This is a genomic window from Arthrobacter luteolus NBRC 107841, from assembly GCF_001552075.1.
GTDB classification, from domain to species: domain Bacteria; phylum Actinomycetota; class Actinomycetes; order Actinomycetales; family Micrococcaceae; genus Arthrobacter_B; species Arthrobacter_B luteolus.
In genome coordinates, this window is record NZ_BCQM01000001.1 from 682,714 (window position 1) to 700,949 (window position 18,236).

Sequence of the window (18,236 nt, forward strand, 5' to 3'; positions counted from 1 at the left end):
ACAGGTACGGCCCGCATGGATGTCCATGCGGGCCGTATCTTTCCTGCGGGCAGGAGGGTGGTCAGTGCTGCTTCGAGACCTTAATGAACGGTGCGAGCACCAGGCCGAGGGTGGCCAGGATGGCGCCGATCAGGAAGGACACATGCGCTCCGGAGAACAGAGCCGTCGCCAGGTCCGACCCGGCCTCCAGCTTTCCGGCCGACAGCAGGGACATAACGGTCACGAAGATCGTGGTTCCGATGGCACCGCCCAGCTGCTGGCCGGTGTTGAAGATGGCGGATCCGTGGCCATAGAGGCGCGGTTCGAGGGATGCCATGGCGGAAGCCAGCAGGCCGGTCATCAGCAGGGCCAGACCAATGCTGAAGACAATATGGCTGACCATGAACATCCACAGTTCGGTATCCGTATTTACGGTGACGAAAAGCCACTGGCCAAGCGCCAGCATGGCAGCACCGGGAATCAGGACGGGCCGGGGGCCGAAGCGGTCGTAGACGCGGCCGAAGATCGGAGCGACGACGGCCTGCACCAGGCCGCCGGGCAGGAGCATCAGTCCAATGCTCAGGGTGCTCAGCCCGTTGCCGGTCTGAAGAATGATCGGCAGCAGGACCACGGTGCCCAGCAGGGTGCCCATGGCGATCATGATCATGATCACGCTGAAGGTAAAGGTGCGGTGCTTGAACGGCGTGAGGTTCAGGAGTTCACGGCCGGTACGGGTGAGGCGGATCTGCCGCCGAATGAACAGGGCAAGACCGGCCAGGCCAACCACGAAGGAGGCGATGGTCACCACCGGGTTCTCGCTGGCGTGCTCAACACTGGAGATCGCGTACACCAGGAAACCGAAGGCAACCGCGGAGAGAATCACGGAGAGCACGTCCACCGGGATTTTGCGGGTGCTGGACGGGATCTTAATGAAGATAATGCCGAAGATGAGGATGAGCACGGCAAGCGGCATCATCAGCACAAAGATGTAGTGCCAGCTGAAGGTATTGACGATCACACCGGATACGGTCGGCCCGATGGCCGGACCCACGGAGATCACGATCGAGTTCAGCCCCATGATCGCGCCGCGCTTGCGGAGAGGAACCAGTGTCAGTGTGGTGGTCATCAGCAGGGGCAGGACGATTGCGGTGCCGACGGCCTGGATAATCCGGGCGATCAGCAGGAAAACAAAGTTCGGTGCGAAAATCGCCAGCAGGGTGCCGGCCAGGAAGCTGAGCAGCGCAAAGACGAACAGGCTGCGCGTGGTGAACCGCTGGAGCAGGAAGCCCGTGGTGGGAATGACGATGGACATGGTCAGCAGGAAGCCGGTGGTCAGCCACTGGCCGGCTGCCGCTGAAACCCCCAGATCGACCATGATCGACGGCAGCGCGACGGACAGCACAGTTTCGTTCAGGATCATCAGGAAGGCCGCCAGGGCCAGCGCACCGATGATTCCCGTCAGTTGTTTAGTGGGCAATGCCGGCGGCGCGGCGGCTGCCGGCCTTTCCCCTGCTGCAGTTATGGGGCTGTCGTGACTCAAATCTTCCTCTTCCTGGTTGGGTGGAACTCGTAAATTGTGTCACACACTGACAGTATTTTTGTGCAAACGTGGCATACTGTGACAGAAAATATGTTGCCCGCCCGGAAGGCCGGCAGCGGGAAATGCGGGAGGAAGGCTCGGCGTGGGAATACGCGAAGAACGCAAGGCGGAGACCCGCCGCGACATCCAGCGCGCGACTCTGGATCTGCTGGAAACCGCAGGATTCGAGGCCACCACAGTGGCACGGATCGCCGAGCAGGCAGGTATCTCGGAGCGCACCTTCTTCCGCTACTTCGACTCCAAGGAATCTGCGGCGATGCCAGGGCAGGGCGAATTGGTCCAGGCGCTGGTGACACACCCGCTCCACCCCGCCCTGACGTCCGCCCAGATCCTCCACGAACTGATTGACGTGTGCCGGAGGCACTTCGCCTACGAGGTTGAGCAGTATGAGTTCCTGCGGATCTCGCGCCTGATCCTGAGCGAGCCCGGGCTGCTGCAGGGAGTGGCCCGGCAGGAACTGCAGATGGTCACGGCCCTGAGCGATTCACTGGTCGAGCGGAAACTCCTGGACCAGATGCCGGCCCTGCTGGTGGCGGAACTCATCGCCTGCACGTGGCGGGTGGCCTGGCAGTGCTTCGCCCAGGAGGAGAACTCCGTTCACGGATGCGATCCGGCAGCCCTGTTCGAAAAAGCCGTCACCAACCTCGGTGAGATCGTCTCCCCTGCGGCCGGAGCCCAGGGCTAGGCAGCGCATCCTTCCGGACAGCGCAGCGTCGAGGGATCGGCAGCGCAATCGGAGCAGTAGAGGGTGAGTTCGCGGCAGGCCAGGTTGGAGCAGTTTTCGAACTTGCTCGTTGGGGCTTCGCAGCGGACGCACCTGCCGATCACGGCGGCGTCGTCCGTGAATTCCATGTGCATCCGCTTGTCGAAGACGTAGAGGGAGCCCTCCCACAGGCCCTGATCGCCGTAGGTCTCGCCATACCGGACGATCCCGCCCTGCATCTGGTACACCTCCTGGAAACCACGGTCCACCATCAGCGCGGAGAGCACTTCGCAGCGGACGCCGCCGGTGCAGTAGGTGACAACCGGCTTGTCCTTCAGGGCGTCGTACTTCCCGGATTCCAGCTCAGCGATGAAGTCGTGGGTGGTGGAGACGTCCGGGACCACGGCACCCTTGAACCGGCCGATCTGCGCTTCGAAAGCGTTGCGTCCGTCGAAAAAGACGATCTCCTCGCCCTCGGACTTCTTCTTCTCCACGAGTTCATGCAGTTCTTCGGGGCGCAGGTGCGTGCCGCCGCCGACCACGCCGTTCTCATCGACCTTCAGCTCTCCGGGAGCGCCAAAGCTGACGATTTCCGGGCGGACCTTCACGCTCAGGCGCGGGAAATCCTCGGCGGAACCCTCCGAGTACTTGATGTCCATCTTCTTGAACGCGGGGTACTCCCGGGTGGCCTTGACGTAGGCCTTCACCGCGCTGAGTTCACCGCCGACCGTTCCGTTGATGCCGTCAGGGGAGATGAGGATGCGTCCACGCAGGCCGAGCTTTTCGCACAGGGCGCGCTGCCAGAGGCGAATCGCGTCCGGGTCGGCAAGCGGGGTAAAGGCGTAATAAAGAGCAATTCGGTTCAGAGCCACCCTTTAAGGGTAGACCGGCGGGGGAAATCCGATTTAGGGATCAGCCCTGCCGCGGGTCCGGCTCCCGGGCTAGTGTTCATTCATGAACGCACTAACCGACGATCTCCTCGAAACCTGGGTTACCGGCTGGGCCCGCGCCCGCGGGTACCAGATGCGCCACGAGGGTCGGTTCCCGGCGGCCTTCCTGCACGATAAAACCAATGACTGGGAGTACTTCGCCCTCGAGCCCTCCCATGACGAGTTTGCCGCACTGGCCACCTCGGCCCGGCAGGGTGCCAGCCGCCTGTTCACCATCGTCACTTCGCGGGTTGGTGAGCTGCACGGTGCGGCGAACGTGTACGGACTCTCCGTCCGCTCCACGGACGAGGTCTTTATGGTCCTGGACATGGAGGGCCAGGACATCGAGGACCCCATCCCGCCGGACGGCTTCGATTCCGAGACGATCAGGTCCGGGACGGTGGGATCGGTGCTCGTTACGATGGACGGCGAACCGGCCGCCCGCGGGCATGTGGCCGTGGTGGACGGTTACGCGGTGTACGACAAGATCTCCACCGAACCGTCCTTCCGCCGCCGCGGGCTGGGCAGTTACGTCATGCGGGCGCTGACGGCGGTGGCCTTGGAGCACGACGCCGAGACGGGTCTGCTGATTTCGCCCGAATCCGGGCTGGAACTGTACCGCTACCTGGGCTGGGAATCGCTGGCCAGCGTGATGATTTTCGAACCGCGGCTCTGACGGATTTCGCCAGCCGCGGAGCCAGCCGGTTCTGTGTGCAGTCCGCGGGGGCGCCGGTGGGACAATGGCGGCGTGGCCTTACATGATTCCCTGATCCCGCTGCTCGGCGGCGGCGCAGACCCGGAGCAGCTGGTCCACATCCATTCCATTCCGGCCCGGCAGGCGGAGACGGTGCCGTGGCCTGACTGGGTCCACCCTGATCTGCTGGCCGCGTACGAGCGCCTGGGCGTCCACGCCCCATGGCGGCATCAGGCCGAAGCCGCCGAGTCAGCCCGCGCAGGCCGGCACACGATCATTTCCACCGGAACGGCGTCCGGCAAGTCGCTGGCCTACCAGCTGCCGGTGCTGGACGAGATCCACCGCACCGCCCTGGACGACCGGATCAGCCTGGAACCCACCGGCTCGGTGGCCCTGTATCTCTCCCCCACCAAGGCGCTCGCCGCGGACCAGCTCTCCGCCCTGAAATCACTGCAGCTGCCAACACTGCGGGCGGAAACGTACGACGGCGACACCGACCAAGGTGCCCGCCGCTGGATCCGTGACCACGCCAACCTGGTGCTGGCGAATCCGGACATGCTGCACTTCGGGGTGCTCCCCAACCATGCGTGGTGGGCCCGGTTCTTCCGCCGGCTGAAGTACGTCATCATCGACGAGGCCCACAGCTACCGGGGCGTTTTTGGTTCTAACGTGGCCAACCTGATGCGCCGGCTCCGGCGGATCTGCGCCTATTACGGAGCCGATCCGGTTTTCATCGGCGCATCGGCCACGTCAGCTGACCCGGCGCAGTCCTTCGGCCGGCTGATCGGCGGAGAGGTCCAGGCCTTCACCCGCGACTATTCCCCGCACGGTGCCACCACGGTTGCCCTCTGGGAGCCGCAGCTGACCGAGCTGAAGGGCGAAAACGGGGCCCGCGAGCGGCGCACGGTAATCGCCGAAACCTCGGACCTGCTGGCCAACCTCGTGGCAGCCCAGGTCCGCACGATCGCCTTCATTAAGTCCCGGCGCGGTGCGGAGGCGATTGCGACCATCAGCCGGCGCCTGCTGGAGGAAGTCCATCCCTCGCTGCCGGGCCGGGTGGCGGCCTACCGTTCCGGGTACCTTCCGGAGGAGCGCCGGGAGCTGGAGAACCAGCTGCGCAGCGGGCAGCTGCTGGGGATTGCCAGCACCTCAGCCCTGGAGCTGGGGATCGATATTTCCGGGCTCGACGCCGTCCTCGTGGCAGGCTGGCCCGGAACCCGTGCTTCCCTGTTCCAGCAGATCGGCCGGGCCGGCCGCTCGGGGCAGGATGCCCTGGCTGCATTTGTGGCCAGCGACGATCCGCTGGATACCTATCTGGTGCACCATCCGGAGGCGATCTTCGACATTTCGGTGGAAGCCACGGTGTTCGACCCGTCGAACCCGTATGTGCTGGGTCCGCATCTGTGTGCAGCGGCTGCGGAGCTGCCGCTGACCCCGGACGAGCGGGAGCTGTTCGGCCCCACTGCCGCCGGGCTGCTGGAGCAGCTGGTGGCGCAGGGGTACCTGCGGCGCCGCCCGGCCGGCTGGTTCTGGACCCATGCCGAGAGCGCTGCATCGATGGTGAACCTGCGGGCCAGCGGAGGCGGCCCGATCAACATCGTGGAATCGGCCACCGGAACCCTGCTGGGCACCATGGATGCCGCGCAGAGCCAGTACCAGGCCCATACCGGGGCGGTGTACGTCCATCAGGGCCAGAGCTTCGTGGTGGATGAGCTGAACGAGGCCGACCACTGCGCCATGGTGACCCGCGGCAACCCCGAGTTCTACACCCAGGCCCGGGACATCACCCAGATTGAGGTGATGGAAACTGAACGCACGTCGCAGTGGGGTGAGGTGACGGCTTGCTTCGGCACGGTGAAGGTGACCACCCAGGTGGTGTCCTTCCAGCGCAAGGCCCTGGTCTCGAATGAGATCCTCGGCGAGGAACCCCTGGAGCTGGAAGCCAAGGAGCTTTTCACCAAGGCTGTGTGGTTCATCATCGACGAGGAGCTGCTCCTCGGGGCAGGGCTGGCGGCGGCGGATTTCCCGGGGTCGCTGCACGCCGCTGAGCACGCCTCGATCGGGATGCTGCCGCTGGTGGCGACCTCGGACCGCTGGGATATCGGCGGGGTGTCCACGGCCCTGCACGCTGACACCGGCAAGCCGACCATTTTTGTGTATGACGGCCATCCCGGCGGTGCCGGGTTCGCCGAACGCGCCTACGAGGCCGCGACCGTGTGGCTGACGGCCACCCGGGACGCCATCCGGGCCTGCGAGTGCGACGGCGGCTGCCCGTCCTGTGTGCAGTCGCCCAAGTGCGGCAATAAGAACAACCCGCTGGATAAAAAGGGCGCGGTCACCCTGATCGAGGTGCTGCTGGCCAATGCTCCGGATCCGGCTGCCGCCGAAGAGACCGTCCCTGCCGGGCCGGGACGCTAGCTCCTCCTGTTACCGGGCCCGGACGCCAATCAGGAGTGCTTCCCCCGGCTGCCGGGACACCGTGAGCTGGCTGAGGGAGGCCACCACGACGTCGGCGTCGAGTTCCTCCGCACCGTAGGTTCCGGTGACACCCAGGGTCTGCGCGTTTGCCGACCGGCCGGCGCTCAGGCCGGCCGGAGCGTCTTCGACCACCAGGCACCGCCGGATGTCCGTTCCCAGCCGTTCGGCGGCCAGCAGATATCCCTCGGGCGAGGGTTTCCCCGTGGTGACCTGGTCCGCGGTCACGATGTGCTGCGGCCAGTCCAGTCCGGCGGCTGCCATCCGGGCGCGGGCCAGCTCCCGGGTGCAGGAGGTCACGATGGTCCAGTTCTGCGGCGGAAGGGCGGCCAGGAGTTCCGCGGTGCCCTCTTTCTGCCGGATTCCGCGGGTGTCTTCGATTTCCAGCCGGGCGATCAGTGCGAGCGCTTCCGCCCGCCGGGGTGCGTCCACCAGCTCATTGACCAGGGACTGGGCCGTCAGGCCGTGGGCCGTATGCCGGTACCCGGCAATCCCCATCCGTTCACCCCAGAGGGTCCAGGCACGTTCGGTGGCGACAGTGGAGTCAATAAGCGTTCCGTCGAGGTCAAAGAGGACGGCGTCGACGTCGAACATCTTCGCTGAATCGTCCAGGGCAGGTGCAGCAGCATCAAAAGTCATGGATTCCTTCGGACCGTCACAGTCCATAAGCGGCGATGCGGGACGCCGTGAAGCGTCCCCGGACCTCGGCTGCCCAGGAGGCACCGGTGGGGGTATGTGTTTCTTCCGTGGAGCGGGACCAGGTGGGAGGCTCTGCTTCCCCGCTCAGGGCCCAGGCTGCCTGCCGGGCCGCACCTAGGGCCACATATTCCGCGGGGGCAGGAATGACGACCTCGGCGTTGAAGATCTCCGCGGCCGCCCGGCGGACGGAACGGGACAGCGATCCTCCTCCGATGAGCACAACCCGTTCGCAGGCAACTCCCTGGGCGCGCAGCCGGTCCAGGGCATCCGAAAGAGTGCAGAGCAGGCCCAGGACGGACGCCCGGGCCAGATTTTCGGCTGTCAGGTTCGCCCGGGTCAGTCCGGTCATTGTTCCGGTGGCGTGCGGGAGGTCAGGGGTGCGTTCGCCGTCCAGATACGGAATGAGGGTGAGCCCGCCGGCGTCCGGCGCGCCGGCTGAGGCCAGGTCATCGAAGGCAGCGAGGTCAACGTTGAGCAGCCGGGCGCTGGCGGCCAGGGTGCGGGCAGCGTTGATCGTGGCCAGCAGCGGCAGGTTGTTGCCGGTAGCGTCCGCGAATCCTGCCACGGCTCCGCTGGGGTCCTGGATGCGGGCGGCCGACGGCGCGAAGACAGTGCCGCTGGTCCCGATGCTGACCACCACTTCGCCCGGTGTCAGGCCCAGTCCCAGCGCTGCTCCGGCATTGTCCCCGCAGCCGGCTGCCAGGAGCGCACCCGAGGCGGTTTTACCCGCCGCCGCGCTCGGAGCCAGTACCCGGGGCAGCAGCGGTGAGCGTCCGAAGGCCAGTTCCAGGATGTCCTTGCGGTAGCGGCCTTCGGGCACCGAATAATAGCCGGTGCCCGAAGCGTCGCTGCGGTCGGTGGTTGCCTCCTCCGGGCGGCCGGCGAGCCGCCAGGTCAGCCAGTCGTGCGGAAGCAGGACCTGGTGCACGCGGTCGGCGAGGTCAGGGTGGTTTTCGGCCAGCCAGGCGAGTTTGGTGACGGTGAAGGAGGGGACCGGAACAATGCCGATCTCGCGTGCCCACGCCTCCGCCCCCAGGGCTTCCCGGAGCTTTTTCGCCTGCGCCGAGGACCGGGTGTCATTCCACAGGAGGGCATCGTGAACGGGCACACCGGCGGCGTCCAGGGCCACCATGCCGTGCTGCTGGGCACTGACCGAGACCGCAGCTACGTCCTCCAGCCGGTCCTGCGACTGCAGGGCTTCCCACCAGGCTTCCGGGTCGATGCTCGTCCCGTCGGGGTGCGGGGCCGAGGTCTTGCTGAGGATCTCACCTGTCTCGGCATCCACGTGCAGCACCTTGGTGCTTTGGGTTGATGAATCGATACCGGCGACGACGGTGCGGGTCATGGTTTCTCCAGCAGTCGGTTGGCAAGGGTGGAATCGGTGACAAGCGAATCAATGAGCCCTGATTTGAGGGCGGCCCGGACGGCGTCGTGTTTCAGCGCTCCGCCGGCGACGCCGATCACCTCAGGGATCTGCCGCAGCTCGGCGTCGTTAATGGCCACGCAGCGGGACTGGATATCGTCGACGATTTTTCCCTCGCGGTCGATCAGGATGGACCCGATATCGGCCTGGACGCCGCTGGCCAGGAGGGCTGCGTGGTCCTCGGCGGTCAGCGCCGGGTTGTCGAAGAACTGTGAATCGGCGGGTGCCCAGCTGCCGATCGCCACCAGCGCCAGCGTGACTTTGGAATACTGCTCCATGGTCTGCTGAACGTCGTGCTGCCGGCGGATGGCAGCCGCTGCCTCCGGGTCGGAAGCGACAATGGGCGCGTACAGGGTCCAGCCGCGTGACCGGGAAGCTTCGGCCACCCGCCGGATGACCTCCACCCCGGTGGCCTGGATCGGCCCGGCCACTCCGGCCAGCTGGACTACTTCACAGCCGGGCAGCGTGCCGAGGGAATCGGCGAGCCGGCCCAGGGTACGGCCGGCTGTCATACCGATGACGTCATCCGGTGCGGCCAGTTCGGCGAGCAGCTCCGCGCCGACCCTGCCCAGTTCCTCCTGGACGGCTTCGGACGCATCCGTGGGGGTACGGACCACAACGGCACGCGTGAGGCCGAACCGCCGCTGCAGTTCCAGGGAGCACTCCACGTCCACGGGGCCGGGGACCGAAATATCGAAGGTGACGATCCCGGACTTCACGGCGTCGTCGAGCAGCCTGCCCACCTTGAACCGGCTCAGGCCAAGTTCCTCTGCAATTTCGACGCGGGTTTTGCCGGCTATGTAGTGTTCGCGGGCAATGTGAGCCAGCCGAACCAGCTCGTCGGGGCCAATCGGTGCCAAATACGTCTCCTTGCAGGGGGCGGGCTTCCACCATAGCCTACCTGTGCTCACATGAGCACACCAATTGCACAAGTGAGAAAAAGTGGTGCATACTTGTGGCTGTCGTCACGGCGCGTCTCTGCTCAGCGGGAAGCCCGTTGAAGCAACCCATGAGAAGGAAACCCATGCGCGAACCACTTCCAACGCAGATGCGTGCCAGCGTGCTGCGCCGCGCCGGCGAAATCGTCGTCGAGCCGCGTCCCGTCCCGTCGCCCGCCGCCGACGAGGTCCTCGTCCGTGTTGGTGCGGTGGGGATCTGCGGCTCCGATGTGCACTACTTCAAGGAAGGCCGGATCGGCGATTTCGTCGTCGAATCCCCGCTGGTCCTGGGGCACGAGGCCGGCGGAACCATCGTGGCCGTTGGCTCGGACGTTGCCGAATCCAGGCTCGGTGAACGGGTATCGATCGAACCCCAGCGTCCCTCGCCGACCAGCCGGCAGACCCTTGCCGGCGCCTACAACCTCTGCCCGCACATGGAGTTCTACGCCACCCCGCCGATCGACGGTGCGTTTGCCGAGTACGTCACCATCCAGTCCCACTTCGCCTTCCGGATCCCCGACGGCGTCTCCGATGACGCCGCAGCCCTGATGGAACCGCTGTCCGTGGGCATTGCCGCCGCCCGCAAAGCCGGCATCACGGCCGGAACCCGGGTGCTGGTCACCGGCGCCGGGCCGATCGGCATCATCGCCCTGCAGGTCGCCCGGGCCTTCGGCGCGACCGAAGTCATCGTCAGCGATGTGGACCCCGACCGCCGCGCCCAGGCCCTGAAGTTCGGTGCGGACCGGGTGCTGGACGCCATTGCGGACGACGCCGAGCTCCGCACCTTGGGCGTGGACGCCCTGCTCGAATGCTCCGGCGCCACCCCGGCCGTCCTCGCTGGCCTGGAGGCCCTCGCCCCGGCCGGCACCGCAGTGCTGGTCGGCATGGGCGCGGACCAGATTGCCTTCCCGGTCCCGCTGATCCAGAACCGCGAACTCGTGGTCACCGGAATCTTCCGCTACGCCAACACCTGGCCCACCGCCATCGACCTGGTCAGCACCGGCCGGGTGGACCTGGACTCCCTGGTCACCGGTTCCTATGGCCTCGATGACGTCGAAGAAGCCCTTCGGGTTTCGACGGCTTCCACCAGCTTGAAGACCATGATCCGGCCGGGAAGCGCCTCATGACTGCCGGTGCAGGAGCCCTGGAATGCGTTGACGTCAGGAAGGGATTCGCCGGCGTTCCGGTGCTGAAGGGCATCACCCTCACCCTCGAGCCCGGCACGGTGACCGCCCTCGCCGGGGAAAACGGTGCGGGCAAATCCACGCTGATGAAGATCGCCTCCGGCCAGTACCGGGCGGACAGCGGAAGCGTCAGCGTTGCCGGGGAGCACCTTCCCGTCGGGAACCCGCAGGCAGCCAACCAGCTCGGGGTCGCCATCGTCCCCCAGGAGCTCGCCTCGATCCCGGACATGAGCGTGTACGAGAACCTGTTCATCGGACGGGAACTGCGCCGTGCCGGTTTCCTGCGCCGCCGGGCCATGAAGACCGAAGCGCGGGCCATGCTGGCCAAGTTCGGGCTGGACATCTCCCCGGAGATCCAGATGGGCTCGCTGCCCGTCGGCGTCCGCCAGATCATCGAAATTGCCAAGGCAACCACCCGCGGGGCCAAGGTCCTGCTCCTGGATGAGCCCACCAGCGCCATCGCGGAGAAGGAAGTGGCCCGTCTGGCCGCAGTGGTCCGCCAGCTCCGCGCCGACGGGGTGGCGCTGCTCTTCACCACCCACAAGATGGAAGAGATCCGGGCCATGTCGGACCGGGTCATCGTGCTCCGGGACGGAAACCTTGTTGCGGACAGCCCCATCGGGGACGTCACCGATGACGACATTGTGCGTGCGATGATCGGCCGCGACCTGGAAGACCTGTTTCCCGAGATCCACCCCCACGGCTCCGAGGTCCTGCTCGAAGCCACCGGCCTGCGGGTAGGCGACCGGGACCCGGTGAACCTCTCGGTGCGCCGCGGAGAGATCCTCGGACTGGCGGGACTGGTCGGTGCCGGACGCACCGAGCTGCTCGAAACGATTTTCGGTATGCGGGCCCGCACCTCCGGAACCGTCACCGTCTCAGGAACCAAGGTCCGGGCAGGTAATCCGGCCGCCTCCATCGTTGCCGGCATGGCGCTGGTCCCCGAGGACCGCAAGGGCGCCGGCGCTGTGATGGGAATGTCCATCCTGGATAACACCACCCTTCCGCGGATCTCGGCCTTTTCCACCGCGGGCTGGCTGCACCGGAAGTCACGGCACCAGACCGCCGTCGAAGTTATGGACTCCCTGCGGCTGCGCCGCCGCACCCTGCACCAGCCGGTGGAGACACTTTCCGGCGGCAACCAGCAAAAGGTGGTCCTGGGGCGCTGGCTGACCGGGAACGTTGATGTGCTGCTGCTGGATGAGCCGACCCGGGGCGTGGACGTTGGTGCCCGCAACGAGATCTACCGGATCATCACCGACCTCGCGCAGTCCGGCATGGCCGTGGTGATGGCCTCCTCCGACATGCCCGAAATCCTCTCCCTGACCCACCGGACCCTGGTGATGCGCGACGGCGGTTTCGCTGCCGAACTCTCCCGGGAGGAACTCTCCCATCCCGAGGTCCAAGACCGCATATTCAGACTCGCCTCCGGGCAGGAAGCCCACTCCGAGAAGGACCACAGCAAATGACGACGACTAAACAGGCTTCCCCCAGCGGGCAGGCAGAAACGGCTCGGCCTGCATCCCTGGGACCCGCGCGCTTCAGCGGGCCCTGGATCAAGCAGCTGCTCATCGACCACGCCATGGTTGTTGTGATGGTGCTGGTGATCTGCTTCTTCCTGTACCGCAGCGCGCGTTTCGGCACTCCGGAGAACCTCGCGACCATCCTTATCGCTGCGGCGCCGTTCGCGCTGATCGCGCTGGGGCAGACCCTGGTGATCCTGACCGGCGGCATCGACCTCTCCGTCGGCAGCGTTATCGCGGCCAGCGCCATGGCCGGGGCGCTTACGGCCAAATCGAACCCCGACCAGGTGTGGCTGGCCCTCCTGGTCGCCGTCGCCGTCGGCCTGCTGGCGGGCGTGATCAATGGCCTGGTGGTCGCGTACATGAAGGTCCCGCCCTTTATTGCCACGCTGGGCATGATGACGCTGGCCTCCGGTATTGCCTACGTGATCGGCAACGGAGCGCCCATTAACGGCCTGCCCAACAGCTTCGGCAGCTTTGCGAACACGGAGATCCTCGGCGTCAAGATCCCGGTGATCCTCATGATCGTCAGCATCATCGGCCTTGGCGTGATCATGAAGCGTACGTCCTACGGCATGCGCGTCTACGCCGTGGGCGGCAACCGCCTGGCTGCCGAAATTGCCGGCGTCAACAGCTCCCGGATCCTGCTCAGCGTTTATGCCATCAGCGGTGTGCTCGCCGGGCTCTCGGGAATCATGATCGCTTCCCGGGTGATCTCCGGCGCTCCGAACCTGGGCTCCGGTTACGAACTCGACGCGATTGCCGCCGTCGTCATTGGCGGAGCCTCGCTGATGGGCGGCCGCGGAAGCATCTGGGGTACAGCACTTGGCTTGCTGCTCATCCAGACCCTCAACAACGGGTTCGACCTGCTGGTTGTTCCTGCCTACTGGCAGGACGTTATGAAGGGCATCCTCATTGTCGCGGCTGTCGCCGTTGATGTCTGGGCGTCCAAACACCGCAAATAGCGGTCCCCTGTTCTTTCATCCCCCCACCTATTCATCAGCCCAACCCACTATCAGGAGTGTCAACGATGATCCGTCCTCTGCAAAAACTCGCCACCAGCATCGCTGCTGTCGGAGTTTTCTCGCTCGTCCTTACCGGCTGCGGCGCCGGTGACCCGAACGCCGCGTCCGGTGCCACCGATGCCGGCGGCGAGCAGCTCACCATCGGTGTGAGCGTTTACGACATGTCCTCCTTCGTCACCCAGGGCAAGGAAGGCATCGACGCATACGCCGCTGCCAATAACGTAAAGATCCTCTGGAACTCCGCCAACCTGGACGTCAACACCCAGGCCAACCAGGTGGACCAGTTCGTGAACCAGGGCGTTGACGCGATCCTCGTGAACCCGGTCCAGGCGGGTTCGCTGCAGCCCCAGGTCGCCGCGGCCAAGGCAGCGGGGATTCCCTTCGTGGACGTCAACGCGTCGCTGAAGAACGATGATCTTGACGGCTCGGTGCAGCCTGACGACGTCGCAGCCGGCGCGCAGGAAGCCCAGATGATGATGGACAAGCTGGGCGGCAAGGGCAACGTGGTGATCCTGCAGGGTCCGCTGGGCGGCTCCGGCGAGATCGACCGCGGCGCAGGAATCGACTCTGTCCTGGCGCAGTACCCGGACGTGAAGGTGCTGGCGAAGGACACGGCCAACTGGAAGCGTGACGAGGCCGTCAACAAGATGAACAACTGGATCTCTGCCTTCGGCGCCGACATTGACGGCGTTATTTCCCAGAACGATGACATGGGTCTCGGCGCCCTTCAGGCGTTGAAGGAAGCCGGGGTCACGGATGTCCCGATCGTCGGTATTGACGGCATCGAGGACGGCCTGAACGCGGTCAAGAACGGCGACTTCATCGGTACCTCGCTGCAGCACGGCACGGTTGAAATGGCAGCCGGCCTGGCCGTGGCCATCAAGCTCGCCAAGGGCGAAGACGTTGACGCCAAGCCCGTCTACATGATGCCGGCCATCACCACGGAGAACGTCGAGGACGCCATGAAGAACGTGGTGACCGAACGTGACGCGTTCCTGGACCGCCTGCCCGCTCTTATCGACGAGAACCTCGCCTCCGGCAACGTGGCCTACGAAGGTCTGCCCGGCCAGGAGCAGTAACCGCTGAATCCTCCCTAGAGCTGTTGGCGGCTGCCGGATCACTCCGGCAGCCGCCAATTTGCTGTTCACGGCAGTTCCCGGGCGGCCGTTGCGGTCCGGGGTTCCAGACTGCCCGGGCGGTCATTGCGATCCGGGCAGCCACTGCGATCCGGGCGGGCCGGCCCTGGCGCGCGCCGATGGTGCCCAAGGCAGCAGCCTTCCGGCAGATGAGGCGACGTCCACCGTGATGGAAAGGGCTCCCACATCCGGGGCGCAGGAGCCAAGTTCTGCTCCATTCCGGGCGGCGACCTCTGCTGCGACGGTGCAAGGGTCCCCGGCCCGAAGAGCCCGGATGGTGTCTGCACCGGCGAGCGCCGCCAGGTCGGCCGCTGCGCCAGCACGTGCTGCCCCGATCGTGGCCTGGGCCAGAGCCAGCACAGCCAGGAGCAGGGTGATCACCGCCAGGCAGAGACCCAGGCTCAAAACCGTTCCGGCTCCGGCGTCCCGCTGCTGCCGGTCTGGGTTCGTCCGGTTGCGGATCTGCTGGAACGTACCGGTTACTGCGAGGCCCTGCCTTTCCCCCGTACCGCTTTGGAATTCCACCGTGTCCTGCCTTTCTGTGTGCCGTGAATCCCGCGGACCGAGGCCTCGATTTGAGGTTCCGGATGCAGCTCCGTGCCCGCCGGGCGCGCCGGTTCAGCTCCCCACAGCGTGCGTGGAATCCCACGAAGAACAGCATCCGTGACTCGGCAGCAGCCGCCTGCTTCCTCAGGATGGTCAGGGCAGCTGTTCCGGGAGCGCAACGGCCTGTGCCGAGAGCGTGATCGGAAGGTGTTCGAGCAAAGGGGCGTTGAGGGTGGACTTTACGGAGACCGTGACCCATTCGCCCTCCGTCCTCAGCTCGAATCCGGCGCGTGATCCCGCAAGCCGGGCAACAGTCTCCCCGGCGGCGGAAGCTTCGCCTCGCATGACCTGCCGGGCCGCTGCGCTGGCCGCTTCCTCAAGCCGGAGCTGGGTGACTCCCGCTGCTGCTCCGGTCAATAGCCCAGCCAACAGGACCACCAGAGCTGGCAAGGCCACGGCCACCTCGGCTGTGACGGCTCCCCGCTCTCCGGAAGGCCGGCTGAGGCTGCATCCACGGATGGGCCACTTCAAATTCTTCCGAGGCCACCTTCCACGGCTGCAGAACCGCGGAGTCACCCGAAACTCAGGGCTCCCCGGATAAGTGCCAGAAGAAGCTCCCGCACATCGCCGCTGCTCAATACGGCAACCAGCAGCGCGGCGAAGGCCACGGCGGCCAGCGTTGCGATCGCGTACTCGGCCGTCGCCATACCCGCCTCGCGGTCCTGCGGGACGGCGGTTACCGGCTGCCGGGGACGCAGTGGAATAACCGGAGCGAGGGCAGACCCGTCGGCAGGGCCCAGGTCGCCCGTGGAACCGGTTCCGTCCCTGGCGCTCTCACGTGCAGGGTGTTTGGCGTGGGCGTGGGCGGGGTCGCTGGTCCGGGCACGGGGACCGGTGCTTGCCGCCGCCCGGGCTCCGGTCCCCGCCCTGGTTGCCTGCCGTCCCTCCGAACAGGTGCAGCCGGACTGGGTGCAACAGGGTTCCTCCGCCAAGCCGGTGACGGCCGGCGCAGGGGGTGTTGTGTGCAGCGATGGGGATTCAAACGGCAGGGACAACATGGAGGGCTCCTTTGTTCGTTTCTTGTCCTGTGCCGGAAGAGTCTGGGAGATCTCCGGCGTGGGATCGATTCTGGTCCCTCCCCTTGCCACCGGCTCAGGCAAAAACGGCATTCTGGATAACGGCCCGGTCCCAGTCGGTTGTGGAGGACAGGCGATCCGCAGCGTTGCCGGGAAACAGTGCAGCCCGGGTGGGCGCGTCCGCTGCCGCAGCGGAGCTCACCACCAGACTCGAACAGCATGCTCCGGCCCACGCACGGACGCGGGGCCGGAGCAGTGACCCGTTGGATCAGCAGCAAACCGGGGTTCAGACAGACCGGGTGCAGGGCTCGGAAGTCCCGGTGTCAGCTAGGGACGGCCATTGCCGTTCCCGTGGCCGTTCCCGTTCCCGTGGCCGTTCCCGTTCCCGTGGCCGTTCCCGTTGCCGTTGCCGTTCCCGTTGCCGTTGCTGTTGCCGTTGCTGTTGCCGTTACTGCTCCCGCAATTGAAGCTGTCGGCGCTTTCCGGATCGCCCTTCTTGTACTGTGCGGTGAACGGGTACACGCAGAGCGGCCGGGAGCGGTCCGCCGACCAGCTGGCAGGGATCTCCGGGTTGACGCCGCCGGGGTTGCCTGCGCCGCGGGCCGTGGCATCCATACGGTCGGGTGCGTGTCCGCCTTCAACCCAGTTGACCAACGCCCCGAGTCCGTCGAACTGGTCCGTGGCTGGGCCGCCCCGGACATGGCCCATTCCCGGTACCTCGAAGTAGCGGACGAATTCGTCGGCCTTTTTCTTGTAGCGGCTGTCAACGGACCGGTACCAGGCCGCTGTGTCATCGGAGGAGAAGACTCCGTCCGCAGCGCCGTGGACCACGATCATCTTGGCTCCGCGGCCGCGGAGCGTATCAAGCTGCGTTGGGTTCGGCGGCGTCATAAAGGACATCGCGCTCTCGGTATACACCTCGTCTGCCGCGAAGATCTGCGGAGCCTGCGTGTCGACGTCGTAATTCAGCGCGTAGCCCAGGGTGTCCTCCAGCATGCTGGCATTCTCCGGCGGGGCCGAGAAAATAAAGCCCACCGAGACCGGGTCCCGGTTGGCGTCTATCGAACTCGTGAACTTCCAGCTGGCCCAACCCGGCGAAACGATTCCCGGGTCCAGCGGAAACGAACTGTACAGTTCCTCTCCGGCACTGTTGCGGGCGCCGGCGAACACCGCCGCGATGACCTTCTTCTGCGCGGTGGTGAGGCATGTTCCGTCCCGTACCGGAGCGCAGGTGGGCACGTCCCGGGTGATGGAGAAAACGTCCTGGCAAGCGTCGATGTTCTGCACCATCCCATCCTTGAGCCGGTCCAGCCCGTCGCACCTGGCCAGAATTGCGTTGGCGACGAGCTGACGCTCCGCGGCCGGGAACGCGGTTTCAAGGTCGGCAGGTCCGGTCACCGGCAGGGCAGCGGCCACGCTTGCCCATTGCTGTGCACCCCACAGCTGAGCCACCGCTGCCTGCGGAAGATTGAAGCCGGGAGCGACGGCCAGGAATCCGTCGTACTCCTGCGCGTAGCGGGTGGAGGCAACCATTGCGTGGCGTCCGCCGTTCGAGCCGCCCGCGATGTAAGACCGGTCGGGTCCGCGGCCGTACGCTGCCGCAATCAGTTCCTTCGCCATCGGGGTCAGTGTTCCCACCGCCTGGTAGCCATAATCCAGACGCGCCTGAGGGTCGAGTCCAAACAACGGGTTCTGCGCTCCGCTGTGGCCCGCGTCCGAGCTCAGCACCGCGAACCCCATTTGCAGGCCGTTCTCCAGCTGGCCGCCCGTAATCGCACCGACCGCCGGGGCAACACGACCGTCGGTTCCGCCATTGGCCTGGTAGAGGTAGCGGCCGCTCCAGTCCGCCGGCAGGCGCATCTCGAACCCGATCGCGTATTTCTGCCCGTCGACAGGGCTGATGCGTTCGTTCATCTGCCCCTGGACCAAACAATGCTCACCCACAGGGGTGCCGGCGTTGGTCAGTTCGGCCGCGGGAACTATTTCCGCCCGTGCAATGGTGGTTGTCCCGTAGTCAAAGGACACCAGGCCGGCGCATTCTTCCAAGGTCCCCGGCTGCGCTGCTGACAGCTGCGGGATCTTTTTTGACGTCTCGGGCTGCGCCGCAGAAGCGGATACCAGCCCTGTTGTCAGCGTCAGAGCGGCGAGCGCCGCAGCGTAAACAAGGCGGCGCGGGTGTCTGCCGCCGTCGGGAGCCTGCGAAGCCCCGCTGAACCTGGTGATCATGTCCATCCCTCCATTGGGTTTCGATGAGCAGCTTCATCCGCCACGGACACACCGGGCCAAGCCGCCCGGTGCCTCATTGC

At 66.0% G+C, this 18,236-nt stretch carries 16 protein-coding genes; 7 read left to right on the top strand and 9 right to left on the bottom strand.

Annotated elements, in window-relative coordinates:
* Positions 1-61: 61 nt before the first annotated feature.
* Complete coding sequence (locus AL3_RS03155; protein ID WP_246168401.1) at positions 62-1,456, bottom strand: MDR family MFS transporter; 1,395 nt, start codon at positions 1,454-1,456, stop codon at positions 62-64.
* 205 nt (positions 1,457-1,661) lie between these two features.
* On the opposite strand from AL3_RS03155, the gene AL3_RS03160 reads away from it, so the two are divergent.
* Entirely contained in the window at positions 1,662-2,264 is a 603-nt protein-coding gene (locus AL3_RS03160) for a TetR/AcrR family transcriptional regulator (RefSeq protein WP_066296471.1), read from the top strand.
* Here AL3_RS03160 and trhO read toward each other — a convergent pair.
* Positions 2,261-3,154 carry an oxygen-dependent tRNA uridine(34) hydroxylase TrhO gene (gene trhO / locus AL3_RS03165; protein ID WP_066296474.1) on the bottom strand — a complete coding sequence of 298 codons (894 nt, stop codon included), beginning with the start codon at positions 3,152-3,154 and terminating at the stop codon, positions 2,261-2,263. The genes AL3_RS03160 and trhO overlap by 4 nt on opposite strands.
* Positions 3,155-3,236: 82 nt before the next feature.
* Here trhO and AL3_RS03170 point away from each other — a divergent pair, with 82 nt between their 5' ends.
* Entirely contained in the window at positions 3,237-3,887 is a 651-nt protein-coding gene (locus tag AL3_RS03170; protein ID WP_066296477.1) for a GNAT family N-acetyltransferase, read from the top strand.
* A gap of 72 nt (positions 3,888-3,959) precedes the next feature.
* The gene (locus AL3_RS03175) at positions 3,960-6,323 is read left to right on the top strand and encodes a DEAD/DEAH box helicase (RefSeq protein ID WP_066296486.1); all 2,364 of its coding nucleotides are present in this window, start codon (positions 3,960-3,962) and stop codon (positions 6,321-6,323) included.
* Between the two features lie 9 nt (positions 6,324-6,332).
* Here AL3_RS03175 and AL3_RS03180 read toward each other — a convergent pair whose 3' ends face one another.
* The 3 genes from AL3_RS03180 to AL3_RS03190 are packed head-to-tail and all read right to left on the bottom strand — an operon-like array spanning position 6,333 to position 9,362.
* Positions 6,333-7,019, bottom strand: coding sequence for an HAD-IA family hydrolase (locus AL3_RS03180; RefSeq protein WP_066296493.1), 687 nt, complete (start codon positions 7,017-7,019; stop codon positions 6,333-6,335).
* A 16-nt stretch (positions 7,020-7,035) separates the two neighbouring features.
* Positions 7,036-8,424 carry a xylulokinase gene (gene xylB / locus AL3_RS03185; RefSeq protein WP_066296495.1) on the bottom strand — a complete coding sequence of 463 codons (1,389 nt, stop codon included), beginning with the start codon at positions 8,422-8,424 and terminating at the stop codon, positions 7,036-7,038.
* Positions 8,421-9,362 (bottom strand): sugar-binding transcriptional regulator, encoded by a 942-nt coding sequence (locus AL3_RS03190; protein ID WP_066296497.1) that lies wholly within the window; start codon positions 9,360-9,362, stop codon positions 8,421-8,423. Before AL3_RS03190 ends, xylB begins: the two co-directional genes overlap by 4 nt.
* Positions 9,363-9,526: 164 nt before the next feature.
* Here AL3_RS03190 and AL3_RS03195 point away from each other — a divergent pair, with 164 nt between their 5' ends.
* The 4 genes from AL3_RS03195 (at position 9,527) to AL3_RS03210 (ending at position 14,251) form a co-directional block, all read left to right on the top strand.
* A complete protein-coding gene (locus AL3_RS03195; RefSeq protein ID WP_205054074.1) occupies positions 9,527-10,567 on the top strand; it encodes an NAD(P)-dependent alcohol dehydrogenase in 1,041 nt (346 codons plus the stop codon).
* Positions 10,564-12,093, top strand: coding sequence for a sugar ABC transporter ATP-binding protein (locus AL3_RS03200; protein ID WP_066296512.1), 1,530 nt, complete (start codon positions 10,564-10,566; stop codon positions 12,091-12,093). The genes AL3_RS03195 and AL3_RS03200 overlap by 4 nt, the downstream gene beginning before the upstream one ends.
* Positions 12,090-13,112, top strand: a complete 1,023-nt coding sequence (locus AL3_RS03205) for an ABC transporter permease (RefSeq protein ID WP_066296514.1) — start codon at positions 12,090-12,092, stop codon at positions 13,110-13,112. The genes AL3_RS03200 and AL3_RS03205 overlap by 4 nt, the downstream gene beginning before the upstream one ends.
* A 65-nt stretch (positions 13,113-13,177) precedes the next feature.
* Positions 13,178-14,251, top strand: coding sequence for a substrate-binding domain-containing protein (locus AL3_RS03210; protein WP_083521388.1), 1,074 nt, complete (start codon positions 13,178-13,180; stop codon positions 14,249-14,251).
* 120 nt (positions 14,252-14,371) lie between these two features.
* Here AL3_RS03210 and AL3_RS03215 read toward each other — a convergent pair whose 3' ends face one another.
* From AL3_RS03215 to AL3_RS03230, 4 genes are all read right to left on the bottom strand, one after another.
* A complete protein-coding gene (locus AL3_RS03215; RefSeq protein ID WP_246168400.1) occupies positions 14,372-14,833 on the bottom strand; it encodes an Rv3654c family TadE-like protein in 462 nt (153 codons plus the stop codon).
* A 174-nt stretch (positions 14,834-15,007) separates the two neighbouring features.
* On the bottom strand, positions 15,008-15,430 hold the full coding sequence (locus AL3_RS03220) for a TadE family type IV pilus minor pilin (protein ID WP_306303019.1): 423 nt from the start codon (positions 15,428-15,430) through the stop codon (positions 15,008-15,010).
* Positions 15,427-15,912 carry a DUF4244 domain-containing protein gene (locus AL3_RS18850; RefSeq protein ID WP_246168398.1) on the bottom strand — a complete coding sequence of 162 codons (486 nt, stop codon included), beginning with the start codon at positions 15,910-15,912 and terminating at the stop codon, positions 15,427-15,429. The genes AL3_RS03220 and AL3_RS18850 overlap by 4 nt, the downstream gene beginning before the upstream one ends.
* A gap of 345 nt (positions 15,913-16,257) precedes the next feature.
* A complete protein-coding gene (locus AL3_RS03230) occupies positions 16,258-18,156 on the bottom strand; it encodes a tannase/feruloyl esterase family alpha/beta hydrolase (protein ID WP_083521425.1) in 1,899 nt (632 codons plus the stop codon).
* Positions 18,157-18,236: the final 80 nt, after the last annotated feature.

Coding starts and splice junctions, on each gene's coding strand:
- AL3_RS03170 (WP_066296477.1), top strand. CDS start 3,237: ATGAACGCACTAACCGACGATCTCCTCGAAACCTGGGTTACCGGCTGG.
- AL3_RS03180 (WP_066296493.1), bottom strand. CDS start 7,019: ATGACTTTTGATGCTGCTGCACCTGCCCTGGACGATTCAGCGAAGATG.
- xylB (WP_066296495.1), bottom strand. CDS start 8,424: ATGACCCGCACCGTCGTCGCCGGTATCGATTCATCAACCCAAAGCACC.
- AL3_RS03195 (WP_205054074.1), top strand. CDS start 9,527: ATGCGCGAACCACTTCCAACGCAGATGCGTGCCAGCGTGCTGCGCCGC.
- AL3_RS03200 (WP_066296512.1), top strand. CDS start 10,564: ATGACTGCCGGTGCAGGAGCCCTGGAATGCGTTGACGTCAGGAAGGGA.
- AL3_RS03205 (WP_066296514.1), top strand. CDS start 12,090: ATGACGACGACTAAACAGGCTTCCCCCAGCGGGCAGGCAGAAACGGCT.
- AL3_RS03210 (WP_083521388.1), top strand. CDS start 13,178: ATGATCCGTCCTCTGCAAAAACTCGCCACCAGCATCGCTGCTGTCGGA.
- AL3_RS18850 (WP_246168398.1), bottom strand. CDS start 15,912: ATGTTGTCCCTGCCGTTTGAATCCCCATCGCTGCACACAACACCCCCT.
- AL3_RS03230 (WP_083521425.1), bottom strand. CDS start 18,156: ATGATCACCAGGTTCAGCGGGGCTTCGCAGGCTCCCGACGGCGGCAGA.